Source organism: Aquimarina rhodophyticola (assembly GCF_042434915.1).
In the GTDB taxonomy this organism is placed as follows: domain Bacteria; phylum Bacteroidota; class Bacteroidia; order Flavobacteriales; family Flavobacteriaceae; genus Aquimarina.
The window spans coordinates 2,464,792-2,484,881 of record NZ_CP170198.1 but is presented as its reverse complement, the minus strand read 5'-3'; the positions used below and the strand labels follow the sequence as shown (position 1 = coordinate 2,484,881).

The 20,090-nt window shown below is 33.3% G+C and carries 22 protein-coding genes and 1 riboswitch; of the genes, 13 read left to right on the top strand and 9 right to left on the bottom strand.

Annotated elements, in window-relative coordinates; translation table 11 throughout:
• The first annotated feature begins 22 nt into the window (after positions 1-22).
• From ACE939_RS10785 to ACE939_RS10765, 5 genes are all read left to right on the top strand, one after another.
• Positions 23-847: a thymidylate synthase gene (locus ACE939_RS10785; RefSeq protein ID WP_378185588.1), complete on the top strand. Its 825-nt coding sequence runs from the start codon at positions 23-25 to the stop codon at positions 845-847.
• Positions 848-870: 23 nt separating this feature from the next.
• Entirely contained in the window at positions 871-1,296 is a 426-nt protein-coding gene (locus ACE939_RS10780) for an energy transducer TonB (RefSeq protein ID WP_378185587.1), read from the top strand.
• Between the two features lie 99 nt (positions 1,297-1,395).
• Positions 1,396-2,562 carry an ergothioneine biosynthesis protein EgtB gene (egtB, locus tag ACE939_RS10775; RefSeq protein WP_378188438.1) on the top strand — a complete coding sequence of 389 codons (1,167 nt, stop codon included), beginning with the start codon at positions 1,396-1,398 and terminating at the stop codon, positions 2,560-2,562.
• A 16-nt stretch (positions 2,563-2,578) separates the two neighbouring features.
• Positions 2,579-3,550 (top strand): L-histidine N(alpha)-methyltransferase, encoded by a 972-nt coding sequence (egtD, locus tag ACE939_RS10770; RefSeq protein WP_378185586.1) that lies wholly within the window; start codon positions 2,579-2,581, stop codon positions 3,548-3,550.
• A gap of 4 nt (positions 3,551-3,554) precedes the next feature.
• The gene (locus ACE939_RS10765) at positions 3,555-3,836 is read left to right on the top strand and encodes a DUF427 domain-containing protein (protein ID WP_378185585.1); all 282 of its coding nucleotides are present in this window, start codon (positions 3,555-3,557) and stop codon (positions 3,834-3,836) included.
• Positions 3,837-3,844: 8 nt separating this feature from the next.
• Here ACE939_RS10765 and ACE939_RS10760 read toward each other — a convergent pair whose 3' ends face one another.
• Entirely contained in the window at positions 3,845-4,927 is a 1,083-nt protein-coding gene (locus ACE939_RS10760) for an aminotransferase class V-fold PLP-dependent enzyme (RefSeq protein WP_378185584.1), read from the bottom strand.
• Between the two features lie 63 nt (positions 4,928-4,990).
• Here ACE939_RS10760 and ACE939_RS10755 point away from each other — a divergent pair, with 63 nt between their 5' ends.
• From ACE939_RS10755 to fabD, 3 genes are all read left to right on the top strand, one after another.
• On the top strand, positions 4,991-5,401 hold the full coding sequence (locus tag ACE939_RS10755) for a 2TM domain-containing protein (protein WP_378185583.1): 411 nt from the start codon (positions 4,991-4,993) through the stop codon (positions 5,399-5,401).
• A 31-nt stretch (positions 5,402-5,432) separates the two neighbouring features.
• Entirely contained in the window at positions 5,433-5,918 is a 486-nt protein-coding gene (locus tag ACE939_RS10750; protein ID WP_378185582.1) for a dihydrofolate reductase, read from the top strand.
• A gap of 351 nt (positions 5,919-6,269) precedes the next feature.
• Positions 6,270-7,151, top strand: a complete 882-nt coding sequence (fabD, locus tag ACE939_RS10745; protein ID WP_378185580.1) for an ACP S-malonyltransferase — start codon at positions 6,270-6,272, stop codon at positions 7,149-7,151.
• Positions 7,152-7,216: 65 nt separating this feature from the next.
• On the opposite strand, the gene ACE939_RS10740 is transcribed toward fabD, so the two are convergent.
• From ACE939_RS10740 to ACE939_RS10725, 4 genes are all read right to left on the bottom strand, one after another.
• Positions 7,217-8,077 (bottom strand): hypothetical protein, encoded by an 861-nt coding sequence (locus ACE939_RS10740; RefSeq protein WP_378185579.1) that lies wholly within the window; start codon positions 8,075-8,077, stop codon positions 7,217-7,219.
• A 12-nt stretch (positions 8,078-8,089) separates the two neighbouring features.
• The gene (locus ACE939_RS10735; RefSeq protein ID WP_378185578.1) at positions 8,090-8,779 is read right to left on the bottom strand and encodes an Ig-like domain-containing protein; all 690 of its coding nucleotides are present in this window, start codon (positions 8,777-8,779) and stop codon (positions 8,090-8,092) included.
• Positions 8,780-9,082: 303 nt separating this feature from the next.
• Positions 9,083-10,366 carry an amidohydrolase family protein gene (locus tag ACE939_RS10730; protein ID WP_378185577.1) on the bottom strand — a complete coding sequence of 428 codons (1,284 nt, stop codon included), beginning with the start codon at positions 10,364-10,366 and terminating at the stop codon, positions 9,083-9,085.
• A 21-nt stretch (positions 10,367-10,387) separates the two neighbouring features.
• Positions 10,388-11,554 (bottom strand): DegT/DnrJ/EryC1/StrS family aminotransferase, encoded by a 1,167-nt coding sequence (locus tag ACE939_RS10725; protein WP_378185576.1) that lies wholly within the window; start codon positions 11,552-11,554, stop codon positions 10,388-10,390.
• Positions 11,555-11,732: 178 nt separating this feature from the next.
• On the opposite strand from ACE939_RS10725, the gene ACE939_RS10720 reads away from it, so the two are divergent.
• From ACE939_RS10720 to ACE939_RS10710, 3 genes are all read left to right on the top strand, one after another.
• A complete protein-coding gene (locus ACE939_RS10720) occupies positions 11,733-12,923 on the top strand; it encodes a 3-deoxy-D-manno-octulosonic acid transferase (protein WP_378185575.1) in 1,191 nt (396 codons plus the stop codon).
• A gap of 138 nt (positions 12,924-13,061) precedes the next feature.
• Positions 13,062-13,274, top strand: coding sequence for a hypothetical protein (locus ACE939_RS10715; protein WP_378185574.1), 213 nt, complete (start codon positions 13,062-13,064; stop codon positions 13,272-13,274).
• Between the two features lie 23 nt (positions 13,275-13,297).
• Positions 13,298-13,516, top strand: a complete 219-nt coding sequence (locus ACE939_RS10710) for a hypothetical protein (RefSeq protein ID WP_378185572.1) — start codon at positions 13,298-13,300, stop codon at positions 13,514-13,516.
• A gap of 170 nt (positions 13,517-13,686) precedes the next feature.
• Here ACE939_RS10710 and ACE939_RS10705 read toward each other — a convergent pair whose 3' ends face one another.
• Positions 13,687-14,301 (bottom strand): deoxynucleoside kinase, encoded by a 615-nt coding sequence (locus ACE939_RS10705; RefSeq protein WP_378185571.1) that lies wholly within the window; start codon positions 14,299-14,301, stop codon positions 13,687-13,689.
• Between the two features lie 231 nt (positions 14,302-14,532).
• Positions 14,533-14,838 (bottom strand): phosphoribosylpyrophosphate synthetase, encoded by a 306-nt coding sequence (locus ACE939_RS10700; RefSeq protein WP_378185570.1) that lies wholly within the window; start codon positions 14,836-14,838, stop codon positions 14,533-14,535.
• A gap of 331 nt (positions 14,839-15,169) precedes the next feature.
• On the opposite strand from ACE939_RS10700, the gene ACE939_RS10695 reads away from it, so the two are divergent.
• Together ACE939_RS10695 and ACE939_RS10690 are read left to right on the top strand one after the other, a co-directional pair.
• A complete protein-coding gene (locus ACE939_RS10695; protein WP_378185569.1) occupies positions 15,170-16,168 on the top strand; it encodes an NADP-dependent oxidoreductase in 999 nt (332 codons plus the stop codon).
• 18 nt (positions 16,169-16,186) lie between these two features.
• Entirely contained in the window at positions 16,187-16,873 is a 687-nt protein-coding gene (locus ACE939_RS10690; RefSeq protein ID WP_378185568.1) for a TVP38/TMEM64 family protein, read from the top strand.
• Positions 16,874-16,916: 43 nt separating this feature from the next.
• Here the strand turns inward: ACE939_RS10690 and ACE939_RS10685 are convergent, their stop codons facing one another.
• Positions 16,917-17,663 carry an SDR family oxidoreductase gene (locus ACE939_RS10685; protein WP_378185567.1) on the bottom strand — a complete coding sequence of 249 codons (747 nt, stop codon included), beginning with the start codon at positions 17,661-17,663 and terminating at the stop codon, positions 16,917-16,919.
• 642 nt (positions 17,664-18,305) lie between these two features.
• Positions 18,306-19,565 (bottom strand): methionine adenosyltransferase, encoded by a 1,260-nt coding sequence (metK, locus tag ACE939_RS10680; protein ID WP_378185566.1) that lies wholly within the window; start codon positions 19,563-19,565, stop codon positions 18,306-18,308.
• 304 nt (positions 19,566-19,869) lie between these two features.
• Positions 19,870-19,986: riboswitch (SAM riboswitch) on the top strand.
• Positions 19,987-20,090 lie beyond the last annotated feature (104 nt).

The following is a 20,090-nucleotide window of genomic DNA, read 5'->3' as shown; positions in this document are numbered from 1 at the left end:
TTAATAGAAGGTCGTATTTACTATGAAGCAATATCTTGATCTTGTACAACATGTACTAGAAAATGGCAATGAAAAGGGTGATAGAACTGGAACAGGAACCAAAAGTATTTTTGGATATCAAATGCGATTTGATCTAAGTGAAGGTTTTCCTATGGTTACCACAAAAAAATTACATCTCAAATCAATAATCCATGAATTACTATGGTTTTTAAAAGGAGAAACAAACATTTCGTATTTGACTGATAATGGTGTGAAAATATGGAATGATTGGGCAGATGAAAATGGGGACTTGGGTCCTATTTATGGGTATCAGTGGAGAAACTGGAATGGTGATGAGGTCGATCAAATTAAAGATCTTATAAAAACTTTGAAAACTAATCCCAACAGTCGAAGAATGTTGGTTTCTGCTTGGAACCCAAGTGTTTTACCAGACACTTCTCAAACATTTTCTGAAAATGTTGCACAAGGTAAAGCAGCATTACCACCATGTCATGCATTTTTTCAATTTTATGTGGCGGATAATAAGCTCTCTTGTCAACTATATCAGCGTAGTGCAGATGTATTTTTGGGTGTACCTTTCAACATAGCTTCTTATGCACTATTTACAATGATGATCGCGCAGGTATGTGATCTTGAATTAGGAGAGTTTATTCATACATTTGGAGATGTTCATATTTATAATAACCACAAAGAACAACTTCAATTGCAATTGTCTAGAACACCCTTTACTTTACCTACCATAGAGCTCAATCCTGAGGTCAAAGATATTTTTGGCTTCGTTTTTGATGACTTTGTATTAAAGGACTATAAATCGCATCCTCATATTAAAGGAGCTGTTGCAGTTTGACCCCCAATTAAAACTGAAGAATTATGAAAAAAACTTTACTTATTTTAACCATTTTTTTTACTGTAAATGCTTTTTCTCAAGATGGAATTATGTTGTCTCAAGAAAATGCGAATGAAAAGGGCATTACCCCAATGTGGCCTAAGTGTGAAAGTTCTAGACAAACTCCTATACAGTGTTTTGATAATCAGCTAAGAACCCATATTATTAGGAATTTTGAATATCCAGAAATTGCGGTTAAGGACGGATTAGAAGGCACCGTCGAAATCGAATTTATGATAGATAAAAAAGGGAAAGTCGAAATATTAGAAGTAACCGGTGCACACAGGTATCTTCAGCAAGAAGGTATTCGAATAATAAGAAAAATCCCTAAGATGGACCCAGGTAAATGGGGTAATAAGCCTATCGCAATAGTCTATAAAGTACCTATTACCTTTAGAAAACCAGGATAGTACTATCTTTTAACAACTGATTAACTACTGATAAATCTTTATCCATTTTAAAAATACTTAAATTTGAGTGTGCATGTCCAAAAGGATGCACACTTTTTTATGAGTAGTACCGTTGATTTATTATCAGAATTTTTAGAAACCCGATCTCATTCTGAGGAGATTTGTGCTCCCTTACAAACAGAGGATTATGTAGTACAACCAATCGTAGATGTTTCGCCTCCAAAATGGCACTTAGGTCACACAACTTGGTTTTTTGAAGAATTTATTCTCACCAAATTTAAAACAGCATACCAACGTTTTCATTCTCAATATGACTTTGTGTTCAATAGTTACTATGAGAGTTTTGGGAAGCGAGTGGTTAGAACAGATAGAGGTAATCTATCGCGACCTACTGTAAAAGAAGTTTATGAATATAGGGACTATGTAACTTTTCATGTTCAAAACCTAATAGAAGAAACTAAGAGTATAGAGATATACGACTTAGTTGAAATCGGTATTCATCACGAAAAACAACATCAGGAACTTCTATTGACAGATATCAAATATATTTTAGGAAATAATCCATTGTTACCTAAATATAATGATACATTTTGTGAAAACCCGCTATTTAGCGGTGCATCCAACTATATTTCTTTGGAAGCAGGTATTTATGAGATAGGATATTCGGGTGCAGGTTTTTGTTATGATAATGAACAAGGTAAGCATAAAGTTTATTTGTCGTCTTTTTCAATATCGGATAGACTAGTTACGAACTGGGAATTTTTAGAATTTATCGAAGACGGAGGTTACAAAGAGACTTTGCTTTGGCACGCAGAAGCATGGGATTGGATCACCAAAAACAACATTTCTCTGCCTCTTTATTGGTTTAAAGATGCTTCAGGTTACCAACAATATACTATGCAAGGCTTAAAGGAACTTGTTTTAAATGCTCCGCTTTCTCATATTTCATACTATGAGGCTTTTGCATTTGCCCAGTGGAAACAACAAAGGTTACCTACAGAATTTGAGTGGGAAGCTTCTCAACATCTTTTTAATTGGGGAAAACGTTGGGAATGGACAGAAAGCGCGTATTTACCATACCCAGGTTATAAAAAAGCCTCTGGAGCCCTTGGGGAGTATAATGGAAAATTTATGGTTAATCAAAAAGTATTACGCGGAGGTTCTGTAGCTACTTCAAAACATCATACCAGACCAACATACCGCAACTTTTTTCATCCTACACTAAGATGGCAGTTTAATGGCTTGCGTCTAGCAAAGGATTTTTAATATCAAAAACTTTAGAATGAATTCAAATCAACAAAATACTATCATATCCTCTCTTGCGCAAGAAGTACAGGAAGGACTTACCGCTTTTCCTAAATATTTATCATCTAAATTTTTTTACGATAAAAAAGGAGATGCTTTATTCCAACAGATCATGGCTTTACCAGAATATTATCTTACCGAAGCCGAGCATTCAATTTTAATTTCACATAGTTCTCATATAGCCAATAGCTTTAGTGATCAGGATGAAGGTTTTGATTTGATAGAGCTTGGTGCGGGCGATGGTAAAAAAACAAAAGTGTTACTTAAAGAGTTATTGTCAACAAAAAAAAATTTTACATACCATCCAATTGACATAAGTAAAAATGCGGTAGATGGATTGGTAGCGAGTCTCAACACAGAGTTTCCAGAATTAGACGTGCAAGGGCAAATAGGGGAATACTTTGAGGTACTAGATCGATTACAACATTTGAGTTCTCGTAAAAAGGTTATTATGGTGTTAGGATCTAATATCGGTAATCTAAAACATCCTAGAGCCATTGATTTTTTGAAAAGGCTACGAGATGTTATGAACACAAATGATTTGCTTTTTATGGGTTTTGATCAGAAAAAAAACCCTCAAACAGTTCTAAATGCCTACAATGATACAACAGGAATTACAGCAGCCTTTAATAAAAATATATTAACCCGAATTAATAAAGAATTAGATAGTAATTTTGACTTAGATACTTTTATTCATTGGGAGACGTATGATCCCGAGAGTGGAACTGCCAAAAGTTTTTTAGTTAGTACTAAAAAACAAACTATAGCAATTAATGATTTGGATTTACAAATCCAGTTGGAAGCTTGGGAAACTATCCATACTGAAATTTCACAAAAATATGATGATGAAATAGTTTCTTGGCTTGCAGACGAGGCAGGATTGCAAATAAGTGAATCATTTACAGATTCGCAAAAGCGTTATAAAAACTACATTTTTAACAAAAAATAAAACTATGAAAGCTATCTGGAAGGGTAAAGTTTTAGCTGAGAGTAATGAGACTAAGCTGATTGAAAATAATCATTATTTTCCTCCGTCTTCAATAAATAAAGAATTTTTTATTGATAGTGCTACGCATACTACATGTCCATGGAAGGGAGTAGCCTCTTATTACACTTTAAAAGTAGATGGAGAAACCAATGTTGATGCTGCTTGGTTTTATCCAACAACCAGTAAATTAGCTCAAGAAATTGAGAACTATGTGGCGTTTTGGAGAGGTGTAGAAATTTTGGACTGATTGAATAGTTATACCGCGTTTTTTAGAACGCTAATTACGTGTTCGATATCTTTATCAGTATTATAAAAATGAAAACTCAATCGAATCCCTGATCCTCGCTGAGAACAAATAATTTTTTCTTTTGTTAAGGTTTTAAAAAGGCTATCATCACCTGGGATGTTTATGATATTACTTTGGTTTGACCAATTTAAAAGCTTTGAATTAACTAGATTAAGATCATCTAATTCAGACCATAGCTTGGTTGCTAAATTTTTTAATTGATTTTCAATTTTATTAAAGCCTATTTTTTGTAGAAGTTTTAATGAATATTCTAAACTATGAAAGTTGAGTGTATCGAGATGGCCTGGTTGAAAACATGCTTCAAGACTTTTATAACTGTCCGGGGCAGATGAAGTTGCTATACTTTTTTTATAGGAATTAGGAGTTATAGCTTCAAGTACATTTTCTTTAAATATAAAGAAACCATTTCCGTAACCCCCTAAAAGCCATTTATATCCGCTACTTCCAAGGATATCAATTCCAGAATCATCAAAGTTAAAATTACTAATGCCACAAAACTGGGTAGCATCGGCAATCAAAAGAAGATTTGGATATGTTTTTTTTAAATCCTTTAAAAAATCAGCAGCAATTTTTGCTCCGCTAATATAATGCACAATACTAAAAGCGAACACATTTGGTTGATATTGATCAATCGTTTTTTTTAGATTTTCTTTCAAATTATCATCCCAAGCAACATATTTGGTACAAAAACCCTTACTTTCAACTGCTATCTGCATAGCTGGGTAATCATCTTGAAGAAGTAGTATTTTATTTGAAGTGCTTAAGCCGTTAAATATGGTGTTTATTCCGACCGAAAAATTTTGTGTTAATACAACCGAAGCATTAGCTGCACCAAAACAGGATGCTACAGTTCTTTTTACGCTATCAAATAAAGTGTCATTTTCATGCCGATATAAACTAGCGTTCATGAGTTGTTGTTGGTCTTGTGCTCTACGATGAGTAACCAAACCTATAGATAAAGGGCCCGAATATGCAGTATTAAGATATGTTAGTTGATCGACTATAGGGAACTCTTTTCTTAAATTCTTCATAAGTATAGTATATGATTTTTGCTAATTCTGGTATCTTTACTCAAGGTTACTAAGATACTATTTATGTTTTCAAAAAATAAGGAACTACCTCATATAGATGCAGAACAGCGAGAATTGTTTGAAAATGCTCGAGTTAGAATTCTAGAAAAAAAGCGATTGTTCTTTCATTTCATTTTTTTTCTGTCGGGAGCTATATTCTTCATCATACTTAATCTTGTGTTTGGTTTTGGTAAAGATATACAGCTATTTGATGTAGATTGGTTTGTTTATGCCGTTTTTTTATGGGCATTCGTCTTACTTATTCACACGGGTAAGGTTTTTCTTTTTAGTACATTTATGGGTAAGCAATGGACAGATAGACAAATGTTGAAACTTGTAGCAAAGCAAAAGGCTCAAATTGAAAAAATGGAACGTGAAATGGGATTTAATCAATCGATTCCGAACCTTCCTCAGGATAAAAGTTTAGATTCGTAGGGGGTATAACAATTAAGAATAAAATAAAATTATGATTACAATTATTGCAGCAGCAGCCGAAAATGATGCGCTGGGTAAGGATAATGATTTAGTTTGGCATTTGCCAGATGATTTCAAAAGGTTTAAACAGTTAACTACGGGTCATTTTATTATCATGGGTCGTAAGACGTTCGAGTCTTTTCCAAAACCCTTACCTAATCGAGTTCATGTTGTGATTACACGCAATAAAAATTATAAAGCCGAAGGTGCGATTGTAGTTCATACCATGGAAGAGGCATTATTATTGGCAAAAAAAGATGATCAACCCTTTATTATAGGGGGTGGTGAAATCTACACTATTGGATTGCAATATGCTGATAAAATAGAGCTTACCCGAGTGCATGCTAACGTAGAAGCAGATACTTTTTTTCCGAAAATTTCAAATGCCATGTGGAGACTGGAATCGAATGAATATCATCCAGCAGACCCAAAACATGCGTATGCTTTTACTTATTTGACATATATAAAAATAAAATAATATCTCAGTTTTTTAAGTTGTCATGTAAGTCATGGCTAAACAATATTATACTTGTTATTTTTTTAATAATAAAGCTATATTTTATAACGTCGCGTTGGATGGCAATGTTTGTATGATCGAAAAACAAGGTGTTTTGAGAACCACAACGTTTGAGTGTAAGGAACAGGTGAGTTAAGTTGTTAACAATCTTGATAATGTAAGATTATTTAATATAGCCTAAACACGTGTGTTGCAGGTATATTTGAAATATGAAAAGGTAAGCAATGCGAGTAGATTATTATACCTCATCATAAAAAACCTCATGTCTTTCTTTTAGAATTTATACTTTTGTCTAAATTTAATTGAAAAATAATGAAAGCATATATATATCCTGGACAAGGAGCACAGTTTAGCGGGATGGGTTTAGATCTTTATGAAAAATCTGAAGAAGCAAAACGTCTTTTTGAGAAAGCTAATGAGATTTTAGGCTTTGAAATCACAAAAATAATGTTTGAAGGAACAGTTGATGAACTTAAAGAAACAAAAGTTACACAACCTGCTATCTTTTTACATTCTACTATTTTAACTAAAGTTCTCGGAGCTAGTTTTGAACCAGCTACGGTAGCTGGTCATTCGCTTGGTGAATTTTCTGCACTTGTGGCTAATCAAACACTTACTTTTGATGACGCTTTAAAATTAGTATCAAAAAGAGCACTAGCAATGCAAAAAGCATGCGAGATGAACCCTTCTACAATGGCTGCCGTATTAGGATTGGAAGATGCTATTGTCGAGGAAGTATGTGCATCAATTACCGGTGTTGTAGTTGCTGCAAATTACAATTGCCCAGGTCAACTTGTGATCTCAGGTGAGAACGAAGCTGTAGCAAAAGCCTGTGAACTTATGAAGGAAAAAGGAGCTAGAAGAGCTTTGTTACTTCCTGTAGGTGGTGCATTTCACTCACCTTTGATGCAGCCAGCTAGAGAAGAATTAGCTGCTGCAATCGAAGAAACTTTGTTTAGCAATCCAATTTGTCCTATTTATCAAAATGTTAGCACTACCGCTGTAACAGATCCAGAAATAATTAAAAATAATTTGATAGCACAGCTAACAGCGCCTGTCAAGTGGACGCAAAGTGTTCAAAATATGATTGCAGATGGTGCTACATCTTTTGTAGAAGTAGGTCCAGGTAAAGTTTTATCAGGTCTGGTAAAAAAAATAAACCGCGGTATGGAGACCGCATCTGCAGCGATTTAAGAATAAATTTTAATTATATAGCAGAGGGAACTAATCCTTTCTCTGCTATATAATTTAGCAATTTCTTATTTAATATCTAGAAAAATTCCTCCTGATATTGATGGATTAGCATAGATTATTCGACCATTAATTGCTGAAGTATATGTTAGTGAGAAGCCAAGTTTTTTAGTAAAATAGTAGGCGATCTCTCCACCAACGCTAGTATATTCAATGTTATTGGCAAAAATACTTCCTTGCGAGTTTTGGGCTGATTTACTTCCATTTTGTAGTGATTGCACTGTATTGAACCTTCCGATTAGCCATATTTTTTGCTTCAAAAATGAGCATCCTATCTCTGCACCGGCATGTAGTTCATCAGAAAAATCTTCGGTTCTATTATTAAAACCTATAAAAGTTTTAGCATATAAAGGAATATTCTTAATCGTGAATGGAATCCCTAAATCAGCCTGAAGTAATTGGTTAAATTCTCCATCACCAGTTTGAAAACTTTTGTCTGAACCGCCGGCATCTTCACCAATTGGAATGCCTAGTTTTAAAGTAGTGGATATTGCTATATTATCCCTTTTTAAAATTGCATATCTAATACCAATATCACTGTCTCCAACGCTATTAATAGCTTCACCTTTTTGTATGGTTGCTCCTGTAGTGCCCGAGATTTGATCATTTTGATAAGCCCTTGCAAAAAAGGGGATATAAGCTATTATATCAATTTTGTTTGATATCCCATATTCACCGTAAAAACTCACATTAAATTGACCTCGTGTAGCATTTGGGTCGATCTCACCTGTGTCTGTATAATGTTGATCGGCAGTTAAGGACCAAGCAGATAGTTTATAATATCCTTTATTTTTACCCTTGGTCCATTGCGCGGTCAAAGATTGTGTTGCTATAAATAATATAGTAATTATTAAGTGATGCTTTTTCATAATATTATAATCTTATTTTATTTCTCCCTCACCAACTTTTACAGAAAAAGGTTTACACCAGTACAGTAAAAATTTATATTGATTTAATGTTGCATCCTGTGTGCTTATACTATAGGAATGCGCTCCTTCAAATACGGTAACTGGTCCAATTTCTAAAGCACCGCTGATGCTATTAGGATTGTTGGTTAGGTAAAGGTATAATCCGGGTAAGGCTGTAGAAGCCACATAGTTATTTGCTATTGATAATTTTAAAAAATCTTGGTCCTCAATTTTTTCTAAAATAAAATCACCCTTTAATTCATAACTACTTGTAGAAATAATAGAACCTTCTTTGGGTTCGTTAGCTACAACTGTCTTATCTCCTACTTTAACTACCGTAGTAGTTTTAATTACTTCTGAATTTGTGGTAGTACTAACTGTTATTGTTGATTCACCTATATCATTACCAGTTACAGTTCCTTTATTATCCACGCTTACTGCCAATTCATTGGAGCTGGACCATGAAAAATTTTGAGACTCTTCTTGTCCTATGTTGTTAGTGAAGATAGCTTCTAATATATATGAGTCACCAACTGCTAATGACTGTAACGGATTGGTAATTTTTAGAGCAGGTTCTACTTGATCATCTATAATATCTTCTTTAATACAGGAGGTAAGACTAAAAAAAATACCAAATACTATTAGTAAACGAGTTGTTTTCATGAGTAACTTATTTTGATTTCGATTAGTAAAAGTGGCTATTACTTACACTAACATAATAAGGAATTGGTCATGTTATAGTGAGAATGCTTACAGCTAAGAATGTAATTTATACAAAAAATAAGCTGAGGTGGAAAATTGTGTTAGTTAGAAATTAGGAGGTAAATCAGATTTTTATCGCTGTAATTAAATGATTTTCATGCTCTTAAAACTTTGTTTAAGTTGGTTTTTTTTTGAAAATAAAAAATCATCATTCAATTTTAATTTTTGAATGATGATCTAAATGATGTAATCTTTATATTAGTTTTATTGTTTTATAATCTTTCCGTTTTTCATTACAAAAGAAACCTTCTCTAGTGTATTTACATTTTGAGTAGGGTCTTGATCAACTGCTATAATATCAGCAAAGTAACCTGATTGTATTTTTCCGATTTTGTCAGCCATGTTGAGAATTGAAGCATTGGTTAAAGTAGCGCTTTGAATTGCTTTTATAGCGGGCATACCAGCTTCGACCATAAAGCCGAACTCTTTTGCATTTTGCCCATGCTTATATACTCCAGCATCTGTGCCAAAGGCGATCCCGACTCCTTTTTTATACGCTTTACCAAATGTATTTTGAATTTTTGGACCAATTTCTAATGCTTTTGGGACAATGATTTCTGGGTAGTATCCTTCAATTTGAGCTTTTTCAGATACCTCTTTCCCGGCAGTTAGAGTAGGTACAAGATAGGCATCGTATTTAATCATAAGATCCATTGTTTCCTCACTCATTAAGGTGCCATGCTCTATTGTTTTTACACCACCCAATATCGCACGTTGCATGCCTTCATCTCCATGTGCATGAGCCGCTACATGAAAACCATAATCTCGTGCAGTCTGTGTAATGGCCTTGATTTCTTCTATAGTAAATTGAGGGTTAGAACTACTTTTAGCAACACTAAGGACACCTCCCGTTGCAGTAATTTTGATCAAATCGGCTCCATTTTTATAGCGTTGTCTAACAGCTTTTTTGGCATCATCTACAGAATTAACCACCCCTTCTTTGGGTCCTGGGTTACCCATTAATTCACGACTGCTACCATTAGTTGGATCGGCATGACCTCCTGTAGTAGCTAATGATTTTCCGGCAGTAAAAATTCTAGGTCCATCAATCTTACCACTTGCTATTGCTTTTTTTAAGGCAATATTTACACCACTTCCACCTAAGTCACGTACGGTAGTAAAACCTGCTAGCAAAGTATTTTTAGCAAAGCCTACTGCATTAAATGCTAAATCTGCTTCGTTGTTGGTATAACGTTCCAAATATTGTTTTGGATTTGTTTCGCTTTCGAGATGTACATGCATGTCAATAAGACCTGGTAATACTACCTTTTCTTTAAGATCTACAATTATTACATCGCCTTTAGCACTTTTAAAACCATTTTCAATACCTTGAATGAGGTTGTCGGCTACTATAATTGTCTTTTCAGTCAGAATTTTACCACTCTCTATATCCAGAACTTTACCGCAATGTAGATAGAAGTCCTGCGCTTGTATATAATTAAAAAAAGTTAGTAGTAAAATCGTAAACGTAATCTTAAAAATTTTCATAAGTTTTGATTGTTTAGGTACTTAACGGGATAAGAAGTCAATGACATTTTTGGTAATGTACTCAATTTGTTCCTTATCTAACTCTGTATGCATAGGTAATGATATCACTTCTTTGATTAGTTGATTAGTTATTTTGAAATCATCTTCATTATAATGATCGCTAGTATATGCTTTTTGACTATGTAAAGGAATTGGATAGTAGACACCGCAAGGAATATTTTTTGAATGAAGGTGTTTAACTAGTGCATCACGATTTGTATTAAGTACCCTTAAAGTATATTGATGAAAAACATGGCAGTCACAAGTATCACAAATAATATCGCAGGTGGTTTGGCATGTACTAGATACTTTGGGTGTAACAATATTGCTAATTCCTTTAAATGCCTCATTATATTTTTGTGCAGCATCTCTTCTGGCCTTATTGTAACTGTCGAGCTTTGGTAATTTAGCTCGTAATACAGCAGCTTGTATTGAGTCTAATCGTGAATTAACACCTACAACATCATGATGGTAACGCTCATACATACCATGATTAACAATGCCTCTAATAGTATGAGCTAAGGTATCATCATTTGTAAAAATTGCGCCACCATCACCATAACATCCAAGGTTTTTTGAGGGGAAAAAAGATGTAGATGCTACATGACCTATCGTTCCTGTCTTTTGTTTTTGCCCATTTTTATTAGTGTAATTTGCACCTATTCCTTGAGCATTGTCCTCGATAACATACAGATTAAATTCTTTTGCTATAGTCATTATCTCATCCATATTTGCAGCTTGTCCAAATAGATGCACAGGTACTATAGCTTTAGTTTTAGGGGTGATCGCCTTTCTTATCGCAGCTGGATCTATATTAAATGAATCAAGCTCTACATCAACTAAAACTGGAGTAAGCCGAAGTAAGGCAATGACTTCTACGGTTGCAGCAAATGTAAAATCAGCAGTAATTACTTCATCTCCAGGTTGTAATCCTAGACCCATCATTGCTATTTGTAAAGCATCGGTCCCATTAGCACAAGGTATAACATGTTTAACATCGAGGTAGTCCTCTAAGTCTTTTTGAAAACTGTGGACTTCTGGACCATTTATAAAAGTTGCAGTGTTAATTACTTCGAATATTGAGGAATCAACTTGTTCTTTAATTCCCGCATATTGACCTTTAAGGTCAACCATTTGTATCTTTTTCATAAGTGTGTATTGAAACATCACGAAAGTACAAAATAATGAAACTAACAACAACGCTATTTTTTACAAAAGAAATGTATTTTAGCATCTCTTTAATTTTGCTGTTTTGAATACGTTATATACTCTTCTAATAAAATTTTTTGAAATAGTTTTACCGTTAATTAGGTTGTTGTCGCCAAAATTGAAACTATTTGTTGATGGACGTTCTAAGGTTTTTGATGAACTCAAAGGGTTGCAACTTGCTTCTCATAAGATTATTTGGTTTCATTGTGCATCTTTGGGAGAATATGAACAAGGTGTTCCAGTTATGCAACTTCTGAAAAAACAATATACAGACTATAAAATTTTGGTAACCTTCTTTTCACCCTCTGGTTATGAGGCCAAAAAAAGAAGTGCTCTTGCAGATCATATTACTTACATGCCACTTGATACGCCAAAAAATGTAAGTTGTTTTTTGAATTATGTTCAACCAGCGATTGCAATTTTTGTAAAGTATGAATTCTGGCCAAATTTTATTTCAGGACTTCATAAGAGAAACATTCCCTTACTAATAATCTCTGCCAGTTTTAGAAGGGATCAAGCTATTTTTAAGACGTATGGCAAGTTTTTAAGGAATAAGCTGGCTCTCGTCAATCATTTTTTTGTTCAGGATGAACATTCGATACAATTGTTGAAGTCCATACATTTCTCAAATGTTACTTTAAGTGGTGATACACGGTTTGACCGGGTGAGTCAACAGATAGCGATGGATAATACTATTGACTTTATAGATCATTTTATTAACAATCGTAAATGTATCGTTATTGGAAGTTCATGGTCAGAGGACGAAGATGTTTTTGTAAAGTTTATTAATAATTCAGACAATTCAACTTGTTTTATAATCGCTCCGCATGAGATTAAAACAGAAAATATAAAAAGCCTTCGCTCAAAAATAACAAAAGAAATAGTGTTGTTCTCCAATAGAAATACGTATCCTATTCATGAAAAAAGCTATCCTCAGGTTTGCATAGTAGACTCCATTGGGATCTTATCAAAACTTTATAGTTATGCAGATGTCGCCTACGTGGGAGGGGCAATGGGAACTACAGGTTTACATAATATTTTGGAGCCTGCTACTTTTGGGGTGCCTATACTTATTGGAAAGAATTTTGAAAAATTTAGAGAAGCCAAACAACTTCAAAAATTAGCAGGATTATTTTCAATAGCTACTAGTCAAGAATTTGAGGATGCAATGAATAAGCTCTTAAAAGATAAATCCTATCGTGAAAAGACTGGGATGATTGCAGAGCATTTTGTAAATAGTAATACTGGGGCGACCGTTATTATTTCTCAATATATCGCATCAAATAAACTTTTAAATACCGATAAATAGGTTATATTTTTCTTATCTCACAGCAAAACAACCTTTACACCCTTTTAGCATTTTTTGTGAAAACATTATAAATTTATTTTAATTATGAATGTTATTGCTACTATATCTTTGTTTTAACATTTATAATCGACCATTACTATGAAAAAAGTTATTTTTATTGTAGCAATCTTATCTAGCATAGGATTTGCTTTTACTTCTTGTAAAGAAACTAAAAAAGAAGTTATTGTTAAAGAAGTTCAAGTAGAAAAAGAAGAATCCAAAGGGATATTAGAGCGTGCTGCAGAGAAAGTAGACAAAGAAGTCAATGAAGAAATTGATGAAGAAATTGATAGAATTGGAGACGATAATTAATATTAACTAATTAATACATAAAAATGAAAAAAGTAATCGTAATGTTTATGCTTGTATTTGCTTTTAGTACAGCATTAACTTCTTGTAGAGATACAAACAAAGAAAAAGGAGATATCGAAGAAACAGCAGATGATATGGGTGATGCTATCGAAGATGCTGCAGATGATATAGGGGATGCAGTTGAAGAAGGAGTAGACGAAGTTAAAGAAAATACAGGAACTGGTGGTACAGATGATAATTAATCTAAACCCAATAGTATTATAAATAAGAGACTGTCTAAAAAGGCAGTCTTTTTTATTTATATCCAAAATTTGTTTGAACAGAATTTTAGCAGATTTTTCTCTAATAGTTAATCCCTGTTGTCAAACATAGTGAAGAACTGGTTGAGAGTCATACCATAAAAGCGAATTGCTTAAAAGAGTCCATTAAGTTCTGCATCAATGCGATTAATAATAGTTCCTAAATCCTCAGGGTTATCGACAAAGTTAATATCATCAACATCAACAATTAAAAGATTTCCTTTATCATAGTCATGAGCCCAAGCTTCGTAACGTTCGTTTAATCTGCTCAGATAATCAATACTTATGGTGTTTTCGTAATCTCTACCTCTTTTATGGATTTGAGATACCAAATTAGGGATGCTACTGCGTAAGTATATTAATAGATCAGGTCCTTCAACCACACTCTCCATTAAATTAAATAACGATTTGTAATTCTCAAAATCTCGATTGGTCATTAGCCCCATTGCATGTAGGTTTGGAGCAAAAATATAGGCATCTTCATAAATGGTTCGATCCTGAATAATATCTTTACCGGTTTCTCTGATTTCTAAAATCTGTCGAAATCTACTATTCAAAAAATAAATTTGAAGGTTAAAAGACCAGCGTTCCATCTTATTGTAGAAATCCTCTAAATATGGATTTTCTAAGACATCCTCATATTGAGCCTCCCATTTATAGTGTTTAGCTAATAATTTTGTAAGAGTAGTTTTTCCGGCACCGATATTTCCGGCTATTGCAACATGCATAGATTATTATTTATGGGGATTAGTAAGGATCGTTTAGTTACTAAAATCGTAAATATAATAGATTTCCTTAGTTTGAAAAAATAGTTTTACTACTTCGAACATAATTTAAGTAATCAATAGCAATAGGTTGTGGTTAATTTATTTAAACAAGTTAACTATTTAGCTAAATGAAAAAGGATGCATTAAGCTGCATCCTTTACCTTTATATTTTACGTAAAATTATTTTTTGGATTATGAATTAACTGCGCGCAATTTATCAATCATTTCTTTTGAAACTTCTTCGCCGTCTACGCCATAAGCACCTAATAGGATTCCTTTATCACCTTGAGATGTCTTAATAGCATACAAAATTGAACTGTCTGCAGGATTACTCGCTCCTTCAAATCTAAAAGTTTGTACGACCTCAAACTCATCGATGGTGTAGCTATTGCTAGATTTATGATCTATAATTTTATTATTATTTAATTCAAATTCTGTGGTGTATCCCTCTTCTTTTAAAGAATTCATTTGTTGTGATAAGGTATCTAAGTGATGCATGGCTCTTTGATTTTAAATGAAATTTAAAGGTACCCATTGTACGTTGTCTATCGCGTTAAAAAGCTGTCAATTCTTTATAGTAAAAGGTTAAAACTATAATAAAACTAATACTATCTATAACTAATATTCGTGAGGCAGGTTTTAGTAATTTGGTAATAAATTATTTTCGAACCGATTTTATATGTCTTAAGTCTTAATATTTCTCCCAAAAATTATGTCGAATGTAGCGTATCCGTTAATCTTTTCTAAAAGCTAGCTAAAGCAATACGTTATAAATTTTTACTTAGGTTATAATCTTTTAACTTTAGTTGAAAATTAGAATACTAAGCATATGAATAAAAGTATATTGTTAAAAAACAGGCCAGAGGGGAAACCTGCATTATCAGATTTTGAGTTTGTCGAAATAGATAAACCTAACCCAAAAGATGGAGAAGTATTATTAAAAGCAAAGTATGTATCTGTAGATCCTTATCTAAGAGGTAGAATGCGTGATGTGAAATCATATATCGAACCTTTTAAGTTAAATGAACCCGTAGAGTCTGGAATCATAGCAGAAGTTATTTCTTCAAAAAACTCAAATTTTGAAGAGGGTGAGTTTGTCAATGGGATGCTTCAATGGAAAAATTATCAAATATCCACAGGTACAGGTCTCAATAAAGTAGATAAAGATATGGCACCTTTAACGGCTTATCTTGGTGTGTTAGGATTAACGGGTATCACAGCATACTTGGGTTTAGAAAAAATAGGAAAACTTAAAGAAGGTGAGACATTGGTAGTCTCAGGTGCATCAGGAGCGGTGGGAAGTATCGTTGGACAAATAGGAAAAATCAAAGGATGTAAAGTAATTGGAATCGCAGGCAGTGATGATAAAATCAAAACCATGCTAGATAAGTTTGGGTTTGATAATGGCATCAATTATAAAACTACCAACTCAATGCCTGATGCTTTAAAGAAATATTGTCCAGAAGGTATCGATGTGTACTTTGATAATGTTGGAGGTGAAATTCTTGATGCTGTTATGCAACATATAAATAAGTATGGTAGAGTAATAAATTGTGGAGCTATTTCTATTTATAATGAAAGTAAACCCCCAACTGGACCTCGCCACGAAGGCACGTTAATAAAAAATAGCGTTCTTATGCAAGGATTTACCGTTAGGGATTACGTCAAAGAGTTTGGACCTGCCATAAATCAATTATCAACATGGTTGAACGAAGGTAAAATAACCTATTCTGAAACTGTAGTACAAGGTTTTGATCAGATACCACAAGCATTTTTAGATCTATTCGATGGTAAGAATGAAGGGAAAATGCTAGTTCAAGTATATTAATTATCCCTTTTGAAAACTATGCTCAAAAAACATGTAACCAAGCTCATTACATTTTTCTTGCTTCTAGTTGCAGCGGGTTCTTATATTTTTATACCTGAAGCAGCTAATTTTTTTGATGAATCTTGGCGTGTTTTATCTAGTGGTGATCATGATGAAATAAACTCATGGATTACTGGCTTTGGTTGGTTAGGACCTATTATCCTAATAGTTGCAATGATTTTGCAAATGTTCTTAATTATAATACCTTCCATCGTATTGATGATTGTTTCAGTTATTGCTTACGGACCTTTCTGGGGCAGTGTCTTGATATACAGTAGTATTTTAGTGGCATCTACAGTTGGTTTTTATGTGGGTAAATATTTTACTCGTTTTATAACAGTTTCAATAGTGGGTGAAAATACCAATAATACAGTTCAAAAATTTATGAGAAAGTTTGGATTTTGGACGATAATTATTACACGGCTAAATCCCTTTTTATCTAATGATGCAATTAGTTTTGTAGCTGGAATTTTAAATATAAATTATTTTAGATTTGTAGGTGCTACCTTAGTTGGTATTACTCCACTGGTTATACTAATAGCATATACTGGGGGTTATGTGGACAAATTAAAGACGGTATTACTTTGGATTTCTATTAGTAGCATAATTGTATTTGCAGGATATATTTTATACACTAAACTTAAATCAAAAAAATCCGTAGTTTAATGATTAAACTACGGATTTTGTATTGCATGCTACAAAACTGCATCTAATTTTCTTGTTCGGTTGGCATAATATAAACATCATTAATATTTGCTCTCTTAGGTTGTGCTATGGCGTAATGAATAGCTTCAGCAATATCCTCGGGCTCAAGGGTAGTCACTTTTTTAATCATGGGAGCCATTTCTTCTTTAATTTCTTCATCCGTAATAGTATCAGTCAGCTCTGTGTCTACAAAACCAGGTTCAATCGAGGTTACGTTAATTCCGTATGTAGGCGCTAACTCTTGTCTTAAACCTTCAGAAAACATTTTAACAGCGGCTTTTGTAGCGCAGTAAATAGCACCGCCAGCGTAATATTTTCGAGCGGCACTTGAAGAAATATTTATGATGTGACCGCTCTTTTGTTTCATCATTGTAGGAAGCACCGCAGCAACACCATTAGTAACACCTTTTATATTGACATCAATCATTTTGTCCCATTCGTCTGTATGTAAATTTTTGACATATGAAAGAGGCATTAATCCTGCATTATTAATAATAACATCAATAGTGTTATAATGTTTTAAAGTCTCATCGACAATTTTTTTATAATCTTCCTTTTTAGTTACATCACCTGTAACTACAAGAGCTTGGTTGCCTTTAGCTTCAATTTTATTTTTTAATTCTTCTAAGCGATCAGACCTTCTAGCAGTTAACACTACTTTTGCACCTTCTTTTGCCAATTTGATGGCGGTTGCTTCTCCAATTCCACTTGATGCACCAGTTACGATTACAACTTTATCTTTAATATTCATAACAATAATTTTTTTAAGTCCATATAAAGTATATGAACATGATTTCTCTTTTTAATAAAGTTACACTTATCCAGAGATGGATAAAAATTTAAGAATCAAGTTTAGCGGGAGTTTAACGCTAATCAATAGTCTTGTTAAAATTATTTGAATTTGAAGAGGTATTTTTCTTGTATTAACATTGAATAGAAAAGCTTTTTTTGAATAAAGCGTACCAATTTGATAGTTCAATTGCTATTGAAAACTTGGTTTAATAGGGTATTGTGCCTATAATTATTGAGGCTATAGGGTTGAATATATTTCTTGTTATTTCATGATTATGATACTCCAATTTTATGTAAAAGTACTCTTGATTTTTTAATCAGTAACAGGAGGTTAAATTTGTGAAATATTTGATTCTATGCCCAAAAGAAAGGTAGAGCCCGTTGATAAATCGGCAATTTTATTTATAAATTTTAAATATCCAAGTTTTCAATTTATTGCAACATTTCTAGGATTTTAAACATAATTGTATAAGAATTAGAGGATAAAGAACTGCCACTGTATATTGCTAATAACAAAAGCTGTAAACTATTGCGAATTTTCAATAGTTTACAGCTTTTATTGTAAGTAAGGTTTTCCTAATTTAAAGGAAAAAAAGAATTACTAAGTAAGACCAAAAGCCTTTTTTACAGTAGTTACATAGTCTAATTTTTCCCAAGTAAATAATTCGACTTCCTTTTCAATTTTACCAGAGTAAGGGCTTTCAAAAACTTTGGTGACCATTTTGGGTTCTTTTCCCATATGTCCATAGGCTGCAGTTTCAGAATAGATAGGATTACGTAATTTTAAACGAGATTCGATAGCAGCAGGACGCATATCAAAAATATTCTTAACCTGTGCTGCTATTTGACCATCTGTAAGTTCCAAAGAGCTTGTTCCATATGTATCTATAAAAATAGACGTAGGCTCTACAACACCGATCGCGTACGATACTTGTACTAAGATCTCGTTAGCGACTCCAGCTGCTACTAGGTTTTTGGCAATATGTCTAGCTGCATATGCTGCAGATCTATCTACTTTACTCGGGTCTTTACCAGAAAACGCTCCACCACCATGAGCTCCTTTTCCGCCGTAAGTATCTACTATAATTTTACGACCTGTAAGACCAGTGTCTCCATGAGGCCCGCCGATAACAAATTTTCCGGTAGGGTTGATATGATAAGTGATTTCGCTATTGAACAAATCTTGCACATATTGTGGGAGCTGTTTTTTTACGCGAGGAATTAAGATATCGATAATATCTTTTTTAATTTTTGCCAACATTACCTCGTCGTTACTGTCAAAATCATCATGCTGAGTCGAAACTACAATTGCTACAATACGTTGAGGAGTATTATCATCACTATATTCAATGGTAACCTGACTTTTAGAATCTGGTCTTAGATATGCAATTTCTTTACCTTCTCTTCGTAGTTGTGCTAACTCAATCAATATTTTGTGTGAAATATCAAGTGCTAAGGGCATATAATTTGAAGTCTCATTGGTTGCATACCCAAACATCATACCTTGATCACCAGCACCTTGTTCTTCTTTAGAATCGCGATCAACACCCTGATTTATATCTTGTGATTGTTCATGAATTAACGAAATAACACCACAAGAATCACCGCTAAACTGATAAGCACCTTTTGTATAACCAATTTTGTTGATCACATCACGAGCAATTTGTTGAACATCAAGATACGTTTGTGATTTTACTTCTCCAGCCAGTACAACTTGACCAGTTGTAACGAGTGTCTCACAAGCAACTTTTGAATTTTCATCAAAAGCTAAAAAATTATCTAATAAAGCATCACTAATTTGATCTGCTACCTTATCTGGATGTCCTTCAGAAACACTTTCTGAGGTAAATAAATATGCCATTTAAAAATTGTTTAATGGGAAGATTTTAAAGCGATTGCTCAAAAAACATATATCAACGAATGTATGGTTGATAACTGCTTTAGCATATTTTGCTTAATCAAAATAAATTGATCTTAAAGGGTTGCAATCAGTCAAATCTTTCCCTGCTAATAATGCCGGCAAAGTTATAAAAAATGATTAGACCCGAAAGTATTTAACGTATCATTAATTTTTATAGGAGTATAGCATAAACAAAATGATACAGACCCTGTGATTTCTCATAATAATTATTAGCTTTGTTATAAGTTTCTTATACATATTTAGTAAGTTATCAAGAAAGGTGGAGGGAGTAGACCCTATGAAACCTTAGCAACCCTTTATTTATAAAGAAGGTGCTAAATTCTATCCAAGCGCTTTAAGTGTTTTTTGGAATAGATAACATAAATCAATCACGTTCGATGTCCATTGATTTTCCTTTCTTCTTAATTTTCTTAGCTTCTGATTTCTTAAAATATTTTTAATCAGATTTTGTGCAATAGACTTAAT